This is a genomic window from Thiocapsa rosea (assembly GCF_003634315.1).
GTDB classification, from domain to species: domain Bacteria; phylum Pseudomonadota; class Gammaproteobacteria; order Chromatiales; family Chromatiaceae; genus Thiocapsa; species Thiocapsa rosea.
Window position 1 is genome coordinate 3,323,660 of the sequence record NZ_RBXL01000001.1, and the last position, 16,754, is coordinate 3,340,413.

At 60.1% G+C, this 16,754-nt stretch carries 12 protein-coding genes; all 12 read left to right on the top strand.

Annotated elements, in window-relative coordinates; all coding sequences use genetic code 11:
* Positions 1–103: 103 nt before the first annotated feature.
* The 12 genes from BDD21_RS14940 to BDD21_RS14995 all read left to right on the top strand — a co-directional run bounded on the left by BDD21_RS14940 (position 104) and on the right by BDD21_RS14995 (position 16,753).
* Positions 104–1,471 (top strand): O-antigen ligase family protein, encoded by a 1,368-nt coding sequence (locus BDD21_RS14940; RefSeq protein ID WP_120797815.1) that lies wholly within the window; start codon positions 104–106, stop codon positions 1,469–1,471.
* A gap of 678 nt (positions 1,472–2,149) precedes the next feature.
* Entirely contained in the window at positions 2,150–2,812 is a 663-nt protein-coding gene (locus tag BDD21_RS14945; protein ID WP_120797816.1) for a phenylacetate--CoA ligase family protein, read from the top strand.
* A 57-nt stretch (positions 2,813–2,869) separates the two neighbouring features.
* Positions 2,870–4,012 (top strand): ATP-binding protein, encoded by a 1,143-nt coding sequence (locus BDD21_RS14950; RefSeq protein WP_120797817.1) that lies wholly within the window; start codon positions 2,870–2,872, stop codon positions 4,010–4,012.
* 232 nt (positions 4,013–4,244) lie between these two features.
* A complete protein-coding gene (locus tag BDD21_RS14955) occupies positions 4,245–6,275 on the top strand; it encodes a glycosyltransferase family 4 protein (RefSeq protein WP_170164766.1) in 2,031 nt (676 codons plus the stop codon).
* An 86-nt stretch (positions 6,276–6,361) separates the two neighbouring features.
* Positions 6,362–7,462 carry a glycosyltransferase gene (locus BDD21_RS14960; protein ID WP_170164767.1) on the top strand — a complete coding sequence of 367 codons (1,101 nt, stop codon included), beginning with the start codon at positions 6,362–6,364 and terminating at the stop codon, positions 7,460–7,462.
* Positions 7,463–7,470: 8 nt separating this feature from the next.
* Positions 7,471–8,190, top strand: coding sequence for a class I SAM-dependent methyltransferase (locus BDD21_RS14965; protein WP_170164768.1), 720 nt, complete (start codon positions 7,471–7,473; stop codon positions 8,188–8,190).
* On the top strand, positions 8,187–9,134 hold the full coding sequence (locus BDD21_RS14970) for a polysaccharide deacetylase family protein (RefSeq protein WP_120797821.1): 948 nt from the start codon (positions 8,187–8,189) through the stop codon (positions 9,132–9,134). Before BDD21_RS14965 ends, BDD21_RS14970 begins: the two co-directional genes overlap by 4 nt.
* A 103-nt stretch (positions 9,135–9,237) precedes the next feature.
* The gene (locus tag BDD21_RS14975) at positions 9,238–11,076 is read left to right on the top strand and encodes a hypothetical protein (protein ID WP_147431098.1); all 1,839 of its coding nucleotides are present in this window, start codon (positions 9,238–9,240) and stop codon (positions 11,074–11,076) included.
* A gap of 320 nt (positions 11,077–11,396) precedes the next feature.
* On the top strand, positions 11,397–12,470 hold the full coding sequence (locus BDD21_RS14980; protein ID WP_170164769.1) for a GNAT family N-acetyltransferase: 1,074 nt from the start codon (positions 11,397–11,399) through the stop codon (positions 12,468–12,470).
* Positions 12,471–12,560: 90 nt separating this feature from the next.
* Entirely contained in the window at positions 12,561–13,817 is a 1,257-nt protein-coding gene (locus BDD21_RS14985) for a glycosyltransferase family 4 protein (RefSeq protein ID WP_120797824.1), read from the top strand.
* Between the two features lie 112 nt (positions 13,818–13,929).
* Positions 13,930–15,801 (top strand): hypothetical protein, encoded by a 1,872-nt coding sequence (locus tag BDD21_RS14990; RefSeq protein WP_120797825.1) that lies wholly within the window; start codon positions 13,930–13,932, stop codon positions 15,799–15,801.
* A 76-nt stretch (positions 15,802–15,877) separates the two neighbouring features.
* Positions 15,878–16,753, top strand: a complete 876-nt coding sequence (locus BDD21_RS14995) for a polysaccharide deacetylase family protein (RefSeq protein ID WP_120797826.1) — start codon at positions 15,878–15,880, stop codon at positions 16,751–16,753.
* The last annotated feature ends 1 nt before the right edge of the window (position 16,754 follow it).

Here is a 16,754-nt window from a genome sequence, read left to right on the forward strand (position 1 = left end):
TTGCAACCCTCTTTCGATCCACCGTAATCGACGCTCATCTGCATGATAAGCAGAATCCGATACATCATGCGGAACCATGCGGGTCCGAACGACGAGGCTCCTAATGCTGGCAGCAATCTTGATCTTAGCATTGTTCGGTGTGCTGATGGTCTCACTGAAGAAGCCGCTGCTTGGCCTTTACGTGATGCTGATTTCTCTGCAGATCGAGTATTTCTTTTACGGTATATTGCCGGGGGGCTTGACGCTTGGCCGCCTCTCCGGTGCAATCGCACTCCTCGGCTGGGCATTGAACAGAAACGGGCTTCGCCGAACACTCATGGCCAACCGCCGTGAGCGAACCATTGTTGTGCCATTAGCGTTTTTTTTATTCTTCACATTTGCAGGTACGCTGATGGCAGAAGAGCCAGGGACTGCGCTCTCAATGTGGATCCGTATCGTAATGCTCGTCGCAATGTCGATAATGATCATTGACTTGATTCGGTCAAGAGCCGACATGGTAGCGCTCATCTGGGTCATCTCGCTGGGGGCTTTGATAGGCTCCGCTGTAGCAGTCCTCCAGTATGTAGGGTTCTCCCAAGGTGGCGAGGTGCTCGGGAATATTCATCAGACGAGAGAGGGTGTCCGGTTCGAAGGCTTGACGAGCAATGCGAATGTCCTAGGGATACATTTGTTAACCGCCCTTCCATTTGTAATGGTGGGATTTTTTACGTCGAAAGCTAAGTCGGCACGGATATTTTTCGCCATCACAGCGACTTTGATGGCATTCGTAATTGTTCTAACGGTATCGCGAAGCACAATCTATCCCTTTTTGATTTTCGTGCTCTGTTACGTCGTGGCGCGGCAATTGATGGGCTTCCGATCTGAAGGTGCCTATATTGGCGTCGGTCTGTTGGTCGGGCTGTTGTTAGTCAGCGTGATGATGTCCGATGACTATACTCGCGAACGCATTATGCGGCCGATCGAGAACTATGAAGAAGAGACCTCTATGAAAAAGCGTATGGAGATTCTTTTTCAGGGTTTCGATATCGTGGAGATAAGTCCTCTGGTCGGAGTCGGGCTAGGTAATACGCGTAACTATCTCATGGGTCGAGACGCACACGATACGGTGAGTTGTCTTGTAGGGGAGACAGGGATACTTGGATCGATATCTTTTCTTACCTTTTTTGTCGTCCTGTTGGTGTGGCAGCGTAGCGTGTGGTTGAGGACGAGAACGTTTGGTGATTCCTTGCAAAAAGAATTGGTGGTTGCCGTCGTTGCAACAGGGGTAGTGTTGATTCTTTGGTTTCCGGTTAAGATTTTGCTCTATCAGAGGCTGTTTTGGCTTTGGGTTGCGATGATCGTCTGGATGCACACTAGGTTGCCGTACGAAGGCCGGAATGACCCGGCTCTCAACACCTCGCGCAATTTGAATAGAGTCTGTGATCTCTCGCTGCCCACGCATGGCCTTTCCAGGTACCAATCGAAGAATTAGAGGATTTCCCAAGTGTTGGAGCAAAAGGTCAAAACCTCTCTCTTCCGCGTGTTTGGAGGGCAGGGGTCAGGGCGCGCACTTGCAGTACGAAAGGAACTTGCCGTCAGCCAGTACTGGCCCAGAGCTGAGATCGATACGTATCAACGCACTCGATTGATGGAGCTGTTGGACATAGCGGTCCAGTCTTGCCCCTATTACCGTCGTCTAATCCATGATCCCTTGAAGTCAGATGGTGTGTCCGCGAGAGAAGTCTTGGCACAGCTCCCGTTATTGTATAAAGCGGACGTCCGTCGGCATTGGACAGAGCTTCAAACGAGACGGAGGGATATCGTCAGGCTACAGTGTTTTCAAACTGGCGGCAGCACTGGGGAGCCGCTACGGGTATGTAAGGATCGACGCGGTTTGGCGGAGGTTAGCGCCTCTATCTTACGGGGGCATAGTTGGGCGGAGCTCCAGTTAGGAGATCGTACAGCGTCCATTAAGGCTCATGGACGGGTGTCTCGCCTCGGTAAGCTCCGGCAAGCCCTTCTCAACGCCGTGAGCTTTAGTTCATGTGCAGATCAGGGCGTTTTGAGAGCAGAGGTCATTCCGGCACTCAAGCAGTTTCGACCAAGATGCATCACCGGCTACCCGACATCTTTGCTTGGATTGGCGTCTGAACTGAGACCGAGGGAGATCGTGATCCCGATTATACTGGTAACGGGTGAGATGCTGTTCCAACATCAGCGCACTACTTTAGAAGACGTCTTCGGTGGTCAGGTTTTCCAGTATTATGGATCTAATGAAGTGTCGGGTATTGCGTTCCAGTGTAATAAAGGGGCACTTCATGTAACGGACGAGCAGGTTATAGTGGAGATTCTTGACGAAGCGGGCCAGCAGGTTTGGGATAGAGTCGGACGGATCGTTTTGACGGATCTGAGAAACGTTGGGATGCCCCTAATTCGCTATGAGATCGGCGATCTAGGCTCGATAACGAGAGAGATTTGCGAGTGCGGAAGGACTTTGACTGTAATCAAAGAGCTTCAGGGAAGAACGCAGGATGTAATAATCGGGGACAACGGGGTTCAACTTTCGGGGGTTTTTTTCGCTGGGCGCTTCCGGGATTTGAAGTACGTACGCTCGTACCAGTTAGTACAAAAGGACCCAACACTTGTCCAGCTCAACTATGTCCCGGCAGGCGACGGAGCTGACGCAGAGATCAGTTCCATGATTCGAGCGATTGGCGAGAAGCTCGGGTGCACTGTCGTGGTGCAGCCGGTACCCTGCGATGAGTTGTCGCTGACACGGGCTGGCAAGACGCGATTGGTCGTTGGGCTTGTCGGTGGGCCTGCACCCATTTGATTTAGGTCAAGAGCCAGTGGAACGCAGGACGATAAGTAACATGAACATGAGGGTAGTATGATATCCGACGGGCAAGTCGCTATTGTATGTGGTACCGGCATCAATGCCCATACACTGGTCCGTAATCTTCTGCGTCTAGGCTGGAAGGGTCCACTCATACTCTTGCGTGATCAATCCGAGAATCCCGGCTTGGCGGGTTTATTGAACCCGGGTGTCTCGCAGTGGGCTGTCGAACTAAGGAATCCTGAAGATCTGCCCGGGGAAATTCATGCACGATTCGGCTCCGCAGAACGTGTGGCGGTGTTGTTTACGGATGAGCGATATCATCCGGGGTTCGCTTCATGGCGCAAGATGTATCCGAGTACGGTGCTGAAGTTTCATCTTGGCGCCGTCGCCCGAATGGACTGCGTGCTTGATCGATATGATTTCTGCATTTTTGTCGCTGACCGTGGATTAGCCGCGATTCCCCGTACGATTTCTGGGGAGGAAGACCCGCTCAAGGTATTTGGAGAGGCATTCATCGTCAGACCGCGTTTCTCTTGGTTTGGTGTTGCGCAAAGGGAGCGGGTAAAGCTGGTGCGAGACCCATCGCAGTTTGATTTTGCGCTGGCGGATTATGCATCGAGGGGACTTTGTCGGGCAGATCTCTGTTTCCAAGAGTTACTAAGTATTCGCAATGAGGATAATGTCTCCGTATGTGGTTGGTATGGCACTACCGTACGCCACCTATATTGTTCACGCAAGGTCTTGCAGTATCCGCCGGGAGTGGGCGGTGGAGATCTTGTCGAACTAATCCCGCCGCCAAAGGGGGTGATGGAGCAAGCTCGAGCGATCCTTGCGGCATTATCGTATGAGGGGCCTTTCGAGATGGAGTTTGTCTTCGATACGATATCCGATCAATTTAAGGTCACGGAAGTGAATCCCCGTTTCTGGCTGCAGCATGGCCTCGTCGAGGAGGTGACAGGATGTGCGTTAGTGAGTACCTATCTGGAGTGCTCGCCGCTGGCGTCAAGCGAGGCTGAGACAACTGTCCGTTTTTGGGTTAATCCTCTCTACAGCGTCTATCGCGCGTTCAAGTTGGATTTCAGCAGTCTTCGATGCTGGATGTCAAGGAGGTCATGGGCTCCGTTCGGGTGGCTTGATGCTGTGCACTTTGGATGGTGGTATGTGCTTGAACGCGCAACGGGCAGGCAAAGGTAGCGTCCTCGTGGCGGTCCGATTGAGCATCGTGAGGCCGATAGTCATCGAGCGGTTGCGCATTCGGCTGCTTATGCGGCGGATTGGCGAAGAGATGGGAGTAGCGCTCCTTCTCGTGGTTCCTAAGGCGATACTTATACGGAGTCTCCATCGAGCCGTTTCACGAGTTGTTTACGGGGGATGTTGCGTCCGCATATACCTCTATAAGAGTGGACGATCGGCCTTGAGTGGGCTCATGGAGGTCTTACGGCTTCGGATGCCGGAGGCTCGCGTCGCTTATGTGCCGGATTACGTGTGTAACGTCGTTGGAGAAGCGTGTCGGAAGGCAGGCTTCGAGACGGTGGAGTATCCCACCAATATGCAGTGTATGCCGGAGTGGAGATCACTGGAGCTGATGATCGGTCGGAACCGGGATGCAGTGCTTGTTCTCTGTTCTCAATTCGGCTCGGTCCCGGTGATGACTCCGGAGGCGGAGACGCTGGTGCGAGCGAATCCCGGAATCTTCGTCGTCGCCGATGAGTGTCAGAACTTGGTCCCGGACTCTCCTGTGCGGCCTGAAAGAAACCGGGCGGTTCTGTTCAGCTTCAACGACAAAACCTGCCCGGGCGTCATGGGTGGGGGGGTTGCGGTGTCGAGGGAATCCCCGTTGGACGCGCCGGTTGTTGCCATCGCGAGTATGTCACGCCGGCTATTGTGCACGGTGGCGCTCTACCGACTCTGGTTTATGGGTATCGGTCGGATCCTCAAGCAGTCAGCGCGCCTTGCCATCGGTGCCGGACAGTCGCATCGGCTACCGACCTCCTATGAATTCTCGGTCTGCAAGAGCCCACACTATGATTTACGACCGGAGCCGATTTACAAGCTGTCGGCGGCGCGTGCTTTGATGAGTGTGAATGGGCTTGAGCGCTATCGACGATTGAGGGTCGAGAATGCAAAGTCGCTCCGTCAGGGGTTAAACGGCCTGCAAGTTGGTTTGGACCTTGATGGCGTCGTGGCTGGTCCGGCATTTCTGCCGATCATGGCCGGCGTCGACGAACTGCCGGTGAGCTTCCCGGCTGCGGTCAAGGCGTCTTATGGCCGATCGCCCATCCATGCGACAAAAGCCGACCATTGGTATTCGCTCAAGATCAATATGCCTCACCTTTCATACGCCATCAAGCCACCGGTCGTTGTGCAGCTGACGACTCGACATGCCATCACGGACAATCGCATCCTGCATTTGATGGCGCGAACCGCGGACTGCGGGGGGTTTGAAAGTCTCGTGATGGGGCCGGCCTACGAGCACGGCGTATTTGAAGGTATTGAGCTACGGGCAACGCCTCGTATTGCCGCAGGCGCGAAACTTTCGTCTATGGCGCGGTCGCTAGAAGTTTTGATTGGAGCCTATCGGAGCGGGTATCCGCTGTTTCACATCCATGATCCGGACCTGATCCCTGCTGGTCTTGTTCTGAGGCTCCTAGGCCGCCGAGTCATTTATGATGTCCATGATGATTACGAGGCCAGTCTAAAGGACCGTTTGCGCACGCGCGCTTGGTTGGCGCGTTGGTTCCCGGCGACTTGGTGGTGGTTCGAGCGTTATGCCGCGACTGCATTTAATGGCGTAGTCGTCGCCGATCGGCATTTGGCGGGAAAGTTCGCGGTTTGTGCGCCGGTGATCCTTGGGAATTACCCGCGGCTGGATTTCACGCCACCGGCTCAAGCCGAGGAAGAAGAGACGTTTAACCTGATTTATGTTGGTGGAGTGACTAGGGAGAGGGGATTGGGTGTAGCTTTGGAGGCGATAAGGCGATTGCCTTATCCGGAGTTACGATTGCACGTGATCGGCGCGGGCCGCGACAGCGCCTTGATGGACGCCTTGCGGGCCGAGCCGCGTGTGGTCCTGCATGGTCGTGTGCCCTGGACAGAGCTGCACCGCTACTACAGTCGGGCGCATGTCGGGCTCGCCTTGTACCAGCCGCTTCAGGGCTTTCTTTATTATCCCGGCGAGAACGCGGTGAAAATCGTCGAGTACATGTCGGCCGGTATTCCGGTCTTGTGCTCGAACTTTCCGGGCTTAAAGACCTTTGTCGAGGATGCGGGCTGCGGCTTGGTGGTGCAGCCCGACGACGCCGAGGCCATCGCGGAGAAGATCCAAGCCCTCGTGGACAACCCTGGTCTGCGTCGTCAACTTGGGGCGACGGGTCGGCGGCTTTTCGAGATTGAGTACAACTGGGAGAAGCACCAAGGGCGCCTGATCCAGCTCTATGAACGGGTTCTTGCCAAGTGAGTTCAGCCTCGGAACAAGGCGTGGCCCACTTGGCTGTCGTGACCGGCAACTACCCGGCGCCGGCCTGTCCTACGCATGGAACCTTCGTGCGTCAGTTCGCGCATGCAGTTGCGCGTCAGGGTGTTCGCTGTACCGTGATCCAGCCGGTCGCGGTCCACGAGGCATGGCGATCAGACGGGTTTCCGGCTCGAACCTATGAAGACGCAGGTCATGATGCGCGGGTCGAGATCTTCCGTCCGCGCTTCCTGTCGGTCTCGGCGCGTGAGTCCTATGCGTTTATGGGTCCGTTGAGTCCGTCACGCATGACACTGCACCGCTTCACTGCTGCCGTGCGAAGGGTCCTGAGCCGTTATCAGGTCAGGCCGGATGCACTGTATGGTCACTTTCTTTACCTGTCCGGCGCTGCAGTTGTCCGACTTGGACAAGGCTTGGACATTCCGGCCTTTCCGTGCGTTGGTGAAGGGGAGTTGTGGACGGTGCGTCAGTTTGGTGTTGCCCACGCGCGGGAAAGATTGCGGCCGGCTAGTGGATTTCTGGCAAATTCTTCTGCGCTGAAAGGCACCTTGATCGAGGAGCTCGGTCTGCCCGCCGATCGGATCGGGGTCTTTCCCAACGGCACGGATCTCTCAGCCTTCAGACCGCTCGCGCGGCACGTAGCGCGCGAACGCTTTGGGTTACCCCGGGATCAGTTCTTGGTGGGTGCGGTCGGTAATTTTCTGGAAAAGAAAGGAATCGTACGTGTGGGGGCGGCCATTGAAGGGCTGGAAGGCGTCGCGGGAGTCTTTGCCGGCTCGGGGCCGGTGCCGCCCAGCGCGTCGAACACCGCCCTTTGCCGCCGCGTCCCCCACGAGGAGATCCCCGAATTGCTGGCGGCATGCGATGTTTTTGTCCTGCCGACCCTGATCGAAGGCTCCTGCAACGCCTTGGTTGAGGCCATGGCTTGCGGTTTACCCATCATCAGCTCGATCGGGGCGTTCAACGATGATGTGTTGGACGAGAGCATGTCCATTCGTATCGATCCGATGAATGTGGAAGCCATCCGTTGCGCGATCATCCAACTGCGCGACGATCCGCGACGGCGCACAGCTATGGCTTCAGCGGCACTAGAACGCTCTAAGGAATTTGATGTGAATGATCGCGCCCGCCGGATGCTTGCCTTTATGGAGGAATGCGCCACCAGGGCGTAGGTCAGACAATGAATCAAACAGCTCAGACAAGAGAAACCTACAGCCAACGCCTTCTCAAAGGCGGGGGATACTTAGCCTGGCAACGTTTTGCCCGGTTTCGCGCGGCCGCCGATGCTGTCCAACGTTATGCATACGAGGCAATGCGTCGTGACATGCTCGATATTGGCGCGGCGGATGGTATTGGCTTGCCGTTTCTGAAGCCACTGTCAGACCGGCTTGTCAGTGTTAACTATTACGACAACCATACGCGCGAGTTTCAGGCGGCCCATCCGGGGGAGGAGGTCATCACCGCCGACGCTCGCGATCTTCGGCTTCCGGACGGCTCCTTTGATATCGTCGTCTCTTTCGAGACACTGCATCTGATTCCCGTCGATCGCCTGAAGGCCATCGCCGAGATCCATCGTGTACTGCGGCCCGGTGGGCTGCTGGTTTGTAGCGTCCCGATTGAAATCGGCCACACGGCGCTCCTTAAACTTGCCGCTAGGGCCAAATCGGGACATCAACTCGACGGCATGAGCCTTGGGATGGCGTTGAAGCATGTCTTTCCAAGCTTTTTCAACATCACTCAGTATGACCGAGGCCGCCAAGTCGGCTTTGACGCTTATCGCTTCAGTCGCGATATCGGCCCCTGGTTTGATGTGCTGGAACGGAAGGCGGTACCGTTGCCGATCCTGCTGCCATTCAATCTGCTGATCGTTGCCCGGCGCAAGGAACAGGCTACACCATGATTTCGGCAAGAGGTGACTGGCCTGAGAATGCCCCGTTCGCGGTGTTTCTCTCCCACGATATCGACCAGATTCACGATCGGGAGTTGTTTCGGATTCTGGCCGACCTGAATCATATCCGCCGTATCCTGAGACAGGGTGAACCCGGCAATCTTCGGCTGGCAGGGGCTCGGGTGCTGCGCTCCTTGTTCAAACCCAAACAGACCGGCGACGATGTGCGCACTATCCTCGAGATCGAAGCGCGTTATGGTTTTCCGTCCACCTTCTTCATCCTGCATGATCCCTACTGGAGTCGGCACGGGCCGCGCTATCGTCTTGGCTCACCGGGTCTACGCCGCATTGTGCAGATGGTCTCCGAGGCGGGCGGGGAGTTGGGTGTTCACGGTGGCTATTACCGGTTCAACGATCCGGCCGGATATCGGGAGAGTCGCGAGATGGTGGGCGAGACCTTTGGGGTCGAGGTCCAGGGTATTCGCAATCATCTGTTGCGCTTCTCCTTTCCGGAGACCTGGCTGGCACAGGAGGCCGCGGGCTTTCGCTATGACGCCACCTTCGGTTGGCCGGATCGTCCGGGGGCGCGTGACGATCGGTTTTTTCCGTTTCGTCCTGTGGATCCAGCGACCGGACGGGAGCTGGATCTCACGGTGTTGCCACTGACGGTGATGGACGGGACCTTGTTTCGGCATCTGCGTTCGAGCGGTCGCGATGCGCTGGAGCTGGCATGGGCAGCGATCGAGCCGGTGATCGAGCGGGGTGGGCTGGTGTCGCTGCTGTGGCACAACAACTATTTTGATGAGCCCGAGTATCGGGATTGGCAGTGGGTGTATGAGCAGTTGCTGGAGCGCTTGGCGGCTCTGCGGCCTTGGTGTGCGACGGGTGCCGCGATCGATGACTGGGTGAGGGCGCAGGGGATGCCTACGATCGGGGCTTCCGCAGACTCTGGGTAATTTGCCACGGAAGCACACGGAAGGACACGGAAAAGGGCGTGGTGCGGCAGGGGATGGGGCATGGCTCCTCGGTTGTCGCGGATGAATGGTCGGGAGATCGGCGTTGGATATGATGGTATCGGGGCTGGCCTGGATGGTGGTGGCAGGGTTCGCTTATGTCTTTTTGTTGGGCAAGTGCTATTTTCTTGCGCCCTATCGGATCGGTTGGTTGATGCTGATCCCCAACGTGGTGCAAGAAACGGTTGAACGGCGCTTGGGTCTGGCGCGCGCGAAGCAGGACTTCGGTCTGCTCCTGCTGGTGCCGCTCGGGCTTTGGGGCCTGGCCGGTTCGGCCGTTGGACTGGTCGGTGCCTTGGTGCTCGGGGCCGCTTGGGCGGGGGCGCTGCTGGTGGATCTGCGCTGGCGCTCCGATTTCCCCGCGCGACAGCTTGCGGCGCTGCGGGGGCGGGTGCCGCTGCCGGTGCCGCGTCTGATCGTGAGCTTGCGGGGACCCGTGCTGGAACGGATGCGCGATCACTACGCGCTCGGTGACTGGCCCCGGGGTACTGAGCAGGGTTTCGATCTGCTGGTGTTGAATCCGGGGACCGTGCGGCCGCAGTTGCCTTTGCGTGTCTCGGTGGGGACGTCCTGTGCGGACCTGTCGGTGACGATGGATGAGCGCCGGCCTTTGTCTGCCCCCGAGCCCGGCCAGGTGCTGTGTTGCGCCTTTGCGATTAAGGCGCGGGAGGTCGGATCCGGCGGGGCGGTTCAGGTGCGCGTCGAGCACGGAGATTGGTCCTGGGAACGGACGCTGCGGATCGGATCCGTTCCCTCGCCGGGGTCGAGCCGTGTGCGGAAGGCGGCGATCACCCGCTGGAGGTTCGGATCGCGCGCAGCCTTCGTCTGGCGTGGCGATCACGATCTCCATGACCCTTCGACCTTTCAGTCGGCGGAGGGGCTGCGGATTGCGCTCGGGTTGGCGGCGCGGTTCCGCATGCCGACGACGGTGATGCTGTCGGCCCGGCTCAGTTTGGTTCAGGAGGAGCATGAGGCGTTCTGCAACCAGTTCGGCTGGGATCGGCGCAGCGGGGAGATCCCCGATCTCGCGCGGTTTCTTCGAGAGGAGGTCGATACGTCCCTGGAGCAGGAGTTTCCGACCCGGGGCGAGCGGCGTCTCACAGCGGAGATCGGGAACCACTGTTTTCTGCATTACGGGACGCATGCCGCGGCCGCGCCGGAGAATGGGTGGCTTTCGCATGCCCGGATGGGGCAGGGCCGGTACCCCTGGCTGAGTGAGTATCCGTGCGACTCTTTCACGGAGCAGCGCGACAACATCCTGAAGGCTTCGGAGGTGATCGAGGCGGCGATCGGGGTACGACCGGCCAGCTTTACGATTCCGAGCGACGTGGTGGACAAGGACACGGCACGGGCGGTCGAGGCCGCCGGGATCCAGGTCGGCACCGAGACGGATGCGACCAAGTTTCAGAAGCTCTTGGTCTTCCCGCCGGAGCATCATCCTGCCGGTTGCGGGCGTTTGGTGGAGCTGACGCGGATGCTGCCGCGCGACCCGGTGAACGCGGCACAGGTGGCGATGTTGAAGTTCTGGGTGGGCTTTGCGCGGCGCAACGGTCGGGCGCTGGTCTATCTCGCGCATCATCATTTGGTGATGTATGAGGGGAACGCCTGCTACAACCTGACCGCGGAGCTGTTGCGCTCTGTCTTGGCGGACACCGAGGGGGATGTCTATTGCGGCACCCTGACGGCGGTCGGGCGCTATTGGCGCGATGTGCTGAGCGAGCAGACCCGCTGCGTGCGGGTGCAGGTGGATGGAGACGCCGTGAGCGTGGAGAACAGCGGTGATCGGGCGTTGAGGGGGTTGCCGGTGGAGATCGAGTTGGCCGGAGGCGGGCGTTTGATGCGGCTTGTGGATGTGCCCGCGGGGGCGACCCTGCGGGTTGTGTAGGGGCGGCTTCAGCCGCCAAGTGTTCGAGGTAGCGGCGGCTTCAGCCGCCAAGCGTTCGAGGGGCGTTGCCCGTAACTCCGTCCATCGTGGCACGGGGCGCAGAGCGCCAAGGGCATGCGTGACACCGCAGAGCGGGTGTCACGAGCGAGTGATTTTTTGGGTGGCCGGTCTTGCGAACGATGCCCGTTCGGGGTAGCGGCGGCTTCAGCCGCCAAGTGCCAATGATGGGGCGGGCGGCTGAAGCCGCCACCGCGGTATGCGGCGTGGATGGGGCGACTCAGCCGCTGGTCCCTGTGCCTTAGATGGAGTCTGTTCGCGACATGAATGCCGGAACTTTGCCCTCGTATCGGATTAGGCTCTGCGAGCCTGAGGATGCCAAAGGAGTACGCGACGTCCTGGAGGCAACCTACGGCGCTGACGCTACCTCGGCGGCAATCTATGACTGGTGGTCTCTGGCTTTCTCGCCCGATGCTCACGGGTTCATGGTAGCGGAGGTGCGCGATCGGATCGTTGGGGTACAGCCGATGAACCTCTTCCCCTATGTCGATGGTCCGGAGGCACTTCTCGGAGGGATGCTGACCGGAGTAGCCGTCCATCCCGATTTCCGACGCCAGGGGATATTTACCGGCTTGATAGAGGCTTGCGAGGCGGCTGCATGGCGACGCGGTGCCGCCTTCGTGACAACAATGCCGAACGATCAGTCACGGCCCGGGTTCGTCAAGATGGGGTACGTGGATCTCGGGCGCCGCCGACTGCTCATGCGTCTGCTGCGACCCCGGATGACAGGCGGAGAGCGGGTTCCCCTGATCGGCCATCTCGCCGGGGCCGGAGCGGGTGCGGTTCAAGCGTTGATGTCACGTTCGAACGCTGCGCAAGTGGAGGTAATAGAGGTCGGGGCACCCGGGGCGGAGTGGGTTGCGGTTTTCGAGCAGCACGCGCGGCGCAATCCAGGCGTCCGATTGGGTCGAAGTAAACGCTGGCTGGATTGGCGTTACGGGCAGGTCCCGGCTGGTCGATCCTATCGTTTCTTCGAGGCGCACGCCAAGGACTCGACCTGTGTTGCCGTGGCGATAACCACGCAAGAGATGCGCAGCTCGCTCTTGATGGCCTACCTGATGGAGATTGCGGCAGTATCCGACGAGATCGCAGGCGCGCTCGTGAAGTCTGTTGCCAAAGAACTGGGGGCTGCGGGCGTGGATGCGTTGTCGGCGGTGGTGTCGTCGTCGACCCAGGTGGATCTGTTACGTCGCTCGGGCCTATTGGAGGTGCCTGCTTGGGCACCGCTGAAGCGCTTCTATTCCGTGGCGCGTTTCAATCCGGATCTCAAGGTCCCTGAAAGGTGGAAGAACATTGGGGGCTGGCAACAAACTCTTGGGGATTGGGACAATCTTTAGAAGCAGCGGATATCCTCGGCGAGCGCAGTTCTTCGAGCACAGCGATGCTCTCCTGTGCGCATTTGTACTCATCAGACGAGCGCCGCAGTAATGCGCATCCTTTATCTTCATCAATTTTTCGCGGGGCCGGATGCGCCGGGGCCTGTCCAGCCCAGAGCGCTTGTTCAGTATCTTGCCGCGCGCGGTCATCAGGTCGATGTCATCGCTTGCGACTTCAATGCCTATAACGAGCAGGACGAGCAGTCGGAGTGGTACGAAGATGAATCCGGAGGCTTCGTTAAGGTGCATCGGCTCCCGGCTCCGAGGAATCTCCGGACGAGCCTATATCACAGACTTGCGACCTACGGGCGTTTCGCCTGGTCAGCTCACCGTTACGGCAGCCGGATGAGCCCGCCGGATGTTGTGATGGCGACGATTCAACCGCTGTTTTCCGGCTATGCGGCACTTCGGTTGGCACGCCGTTGGAGACGACCCTTTCTTTTGGAGATCCGTGATCTTTGGCCCGATGCACTCGTTGCAAAGAAGGCGATTGCCCCTTGGCAGGCCGCGCCCTTGCAAGTTATGGCACGGAGCATCTACTTCGGAGCCGATCGGCTCGTCAGTCTCACGCCCGGTATCAAAACTGAGCTGCTCGGTAAGGGCGTGCCTGCCGAACGGCTGGATCTCTTCCCGAACGGTTGCGATTCGGTGGCCTTTGGGGAGGCGTTAGGCGAGCGCCAAGCTATCCGAGATAGGTACGGCTGGGCAGACAGCTTCGTCGCGGTTTACACCGGCGCACACACCGAGGTCACCGCCATCGATGTCATTGTGCGCGCCGCGATGCATCTGCGGGATCGGCCGGATATCCGGATCGATCTGTTCGGGAGCGGTCAGACGAAGCCTGCGGCGATGGCGTTGGCGCGCGCGCTGGGTCTCGGCAACGTTCATTTTCATGACCCGGTTCCCAAGTCGCAGGTCCCGGGCATCTTGGCCGGCGCGGACGCGGGGTTGATGACGCTCTTTCATAGCCCGTTGATCCATATCTATTTCGAGAACAAGTTGATCGATTACATGGGGGCCGGTAAGCCGATTCTGGGTGCGATGGGCGGCGTGCAGGCGTCGTTGATCGCGCGCGAGGGGGCGGGGCGGCTGGTCGCGGGGTTGGATGATGCGGGGTTGGCGCGGTTGATCCGGGAGGCGGCGGATGATCCCGCGGCGTGTCGGCGCATGGGTGAGGCGGGACGGGCGTTCGTGACGGCCAATTTGGCGCAGGAGGTGATTTTGGCGCGGTATGCGGATGTGTTGGAGAGTCTGGTGCGACCGGTTGGGGAACGTCCGGCGGTTTGGGATCCGTTGGGGTTGTCGTGAGGGTTTTTCGGGTGGGGGGAGGTTTGGTGGGGGTGAGGTGGTTTTTGTCGGTGTGGGGTAGGCGGCTGAAGCCGCCCCTACCTTGTGGGTGCGGCCGCTATGGGGCCGGGCAATGACGCTTGCGGCTTTTGTGCTGCTCGTCGCCGGTGTCTTGGGTTCTGCCTGGCTGGTGGCGACTCGACTGGCGTTTCTCGCGCCATATCGCGCGGGCTGGGTGATGTACCTTGCGAATCTGACTTGGGAGCTGTTGGAGAAGCGTACCCATGTCCGGCGCGCGTGGCTGGAGCTGGCCGGGGCCGGTACGAGCCTGGTGCTCTTGGGGCTCGGCGGGGTCGGGGCGGTAGGGCTCGCGGTCGCGGCGCTGCTTTTTCTGGGTCTCGAGCTGGTCGCCCGTGCTCGGGAACGGGGCGTGCTGACCGGATTGCCCGCACGGCTGGACCTGCAGGGTTTGCGCAGCCCCGCTTCGCCCGGGGTCACACGCTTTCCGGCGCCCTCCGTCCATCCCGACCTGACCCTGACCTTGGAGGCGCCGTTCGTCGAGCGTGATCCCGCGTATCGGCTGGGTCTGTTGCCCTTGGGCGTGCCCTTCGAGATCGAGCTGATCATCGGCAACCATACGTTGGTGCCGACTCAGTGGTCGGTGAGGGCAGAGCTGGTTGTGCCCTCGGGTTTTGGCCTGGGTGATGCGGCGGTGCGGACCCTGCCGCCTTTGTCTGCGGGCGCTGCGGCGCGGTTGACCTGGGTGGTGACACCGGTCGAGGTGACGGGTGCCGGAACAGCGGAGCTGAAGGTGTCCTGGGACGGGGAGCAGCGGTCGATCCGGATCGCACACGAGGGTGCGCGCGCGATCGACTCGGCCGAGATCAGGTCCGTGGTCGTTCGGCGCTATCCGGGGGCCCGCCGAGCCGCTTTTGCGTGGCGGGGCGACATGGATCTCTACGACACCTCGTCCTTTCAGTCGATCGAGGGTCTGGAGGTTGCCTTGGCGTTGGGCGCACGCTACGGGATCGCTCAAACCCTCTTTATGTCGACCCGGCTGACGCTCGATGAGACGGCGGCACGGGAGTGGGCGGCCCATTACGGCGTGGACCGCGGGGCGGACGAGATCCCGCGGTTCATCGCCTGGATGCGGGAGCATGTGGAGCTGCGTCACGCCAGCCCCTACCCGGTCGAGTCCGAGCGGCCCTATGTGATGGAGCTCGGCAATCACGGGCATCTGCACTACGACACCGACACCGCGGGGGCGCCCGGCAACGGATGGAAGGCCGGTGCGCGGCCGGGCGAGGGCGACTATCCCTGGCTCGGCGAGGATAAGGGGTCGTTCGGCGATCAGCGCGACAACATCCTGGAGGCCGAGCGTTGGTTCCGGCGTTGTTTGGATTTCGTGCCGAGATCCTGGGCGAAGCCGGGACGGGGCAACGATTCCTACACGCCCGCGGCGGTCGAGGCCGCCGGTTGCGAGGTCGCCTCGGGATCGGACATCCGTCCGAGCGACAACGCCCTGCGCCAGCCGCCGCCTCATCATCCTGCGGAGACGCGCCTGGTGGAGCTGACCGCGCGTTATCCCGGGGATCCGCAGCATATCCATCACTTCGACATGCTGAGGTTCTGGCTGCACCGTGCGCACCGGCTGGGGATCCCGATGGTCCTCATGTGTCATCAGCATCTGCGTCAGTTCGACGGCACCGCCTGCGCGCGATTGACGGAGGCGCTTCTGCGGCATGCCTTGGGCGGGTTTCGGGGCGATCTGTATCTGGATACGGTCTACGGGATCGGTGTCTATTGGCGGGACGTGCTGAGTCCATCGAGCGCGGTGGTCCGGGTCACGCATGAGGCTGGTCGGGTGACCCTGACCAACGGCAGCGAGCGCGATTTGGTCCGGGTGCCGGTCGACATCCAGCTCGCCGACGGCGGCCGGATCACGCGCTTGGTGTCGGTGGCCTCGGGGGAGAGGGTGGTTGTGGGGGTTGCGGTAGGGCTGTAGGGGCGACTTAAGTCGCCCCTACCCCGGCGATTCGTATTCTTTGGGGTTGGAGCCGGTGCGAGGGGAGTTGGGATCCATGCCTGTCGTTTTGTCTGTCGACGTGGAGGATTGGGCGCAGTCCACGCTCGGTACCGACCTGCCGCTCTATCCGCGTGCGGGTCGCAACACCGAGTATCTTTTGGATCTGATGGCGGAGCAGGGACGGCAGATGACCTGTTTCGTCCTCGGGCGATTTGCCGAGATGTTTCCGGATACGGTGCGGCGGATCGCGCGCGAGGGCCATGAGGTCGCCTCGCACGGGTTCGGCCATATCAACATCTACAAGCAAACGCCGGACGCGTTCCGCGAGGATGTCCGTCGCTCCAAGGCGCAGTTGGAGGACCTGATCGGGCAGGCGGTCTTGGGCTATCGGGGACCGAACTTTTCGCTCGGGCCGGCGGGCGACTGGCCGCTCGAGATCCTGGCCGCGGAGGGCTTCGTCTATGACTCGAGCATCTTTCCGTCGCCGACCTATCGGCATGGACGGGCGCATTGGCCGGCGCATCCGGTGCGTGTGACCTTGCCCTCGGGCCGCCGTTTGGTGGAGCTTCCGGCGGCGACGCTGAGGCTCTTCGGGCGTGTCTTGCCGGTGTCGGGCGGGGGTTATCATCGTCTCCTGCCCTGGCCGTTGATCCGTTGGAGCGTCGCTCGCTCGCTGGCTGCGAATCGGGTCTTCACGCTGTACTGCCACCCCTACGAGTTCGACCCGGACGAGTTTGACCATCTGCCGGCAGAGCTTGGGTTGTCTTGGAAGATCCGGCTGCATCAGGGTCTCGGGCGGCGGGGGTTCGAATCCAAGTTTCGGAAGTTGATGGCATCCTTCGAGACCACGACGGCGCGGGCGTTGATCGAGCGCGAGCTTTGGCCCGAGCACGTCCTTGGCGCGGCCGAATCCTCGTCTGCCGCCGGCTAGG

Excerpts from the sequence above, each read along its gene's own strand:
- BDD21_RS14940 (WP_120797815.1), top strand. The coding sequence starts at position 104 with ATGCTGGCAGCAATCTTGATCTTAGCATTGTTCGGTGTGCTGATGGTC.
- BDD21_RS14950 (WP_120797817.1), top strand. The coding sequence starts at position 2,870 with ATGATATCCGACGGGCAAGTCGCTATTGTATGTGGTACCGGCATCAAT.
- BDD21_RS14955 (WP_170164766.1), top strand. The coding sequence starts at position 4,245 with ATGGAGGTCTTACGGCTTCGGATGCCGGAGGCTCGCGTCGCTTATGTG.
- BDD21_RS14965 (WP_170164768.1), top strand. The coding sequence starts at position 7,471 with ATGAATCAAACAGCTCAGACAAGAGAAACCTACAGCCAACGCCTTCTC.
- BDD21_RS14970 (WP_120797821.1), top strand. The coding sequence starts at position 8,187 with ATGATTTCGGCAAGAGGTGACTGGCCTGAGAATGCCCCGTTCGCGGTG.
- BDD21_RS14980 (WP_170164769.1), top strand. The coding sequence starts at position 11,397 with ATGAATGCCGGAACTTTGCCCTCGTATCGGATTAGGCTCTGCGAGCCT.
- BDD21_RS14985 (WP_120797824.1), top strand. The coding sequence starts at position 12,561 with ATGCGCATCCTTTATCTTCATCAATTTTTCGCGGGGCCGGATGCGCCG.
- BDD21_RS14990 (WP_120797825.1), top strand. The coding sequence starts at position 13,930 with ATGACGCTTGCGGCTTTTGTGCTGCTCGTCGCCGGTGTCTTGGGTTCT.
- BDD21_RS14995 (WP_120797826.1), top strand. The coding sequence starts at position 15,878 with ATGCCTGTCGTTTTGTCTGTCGACGTGGAGGATTGGGCGCAGTCCACG.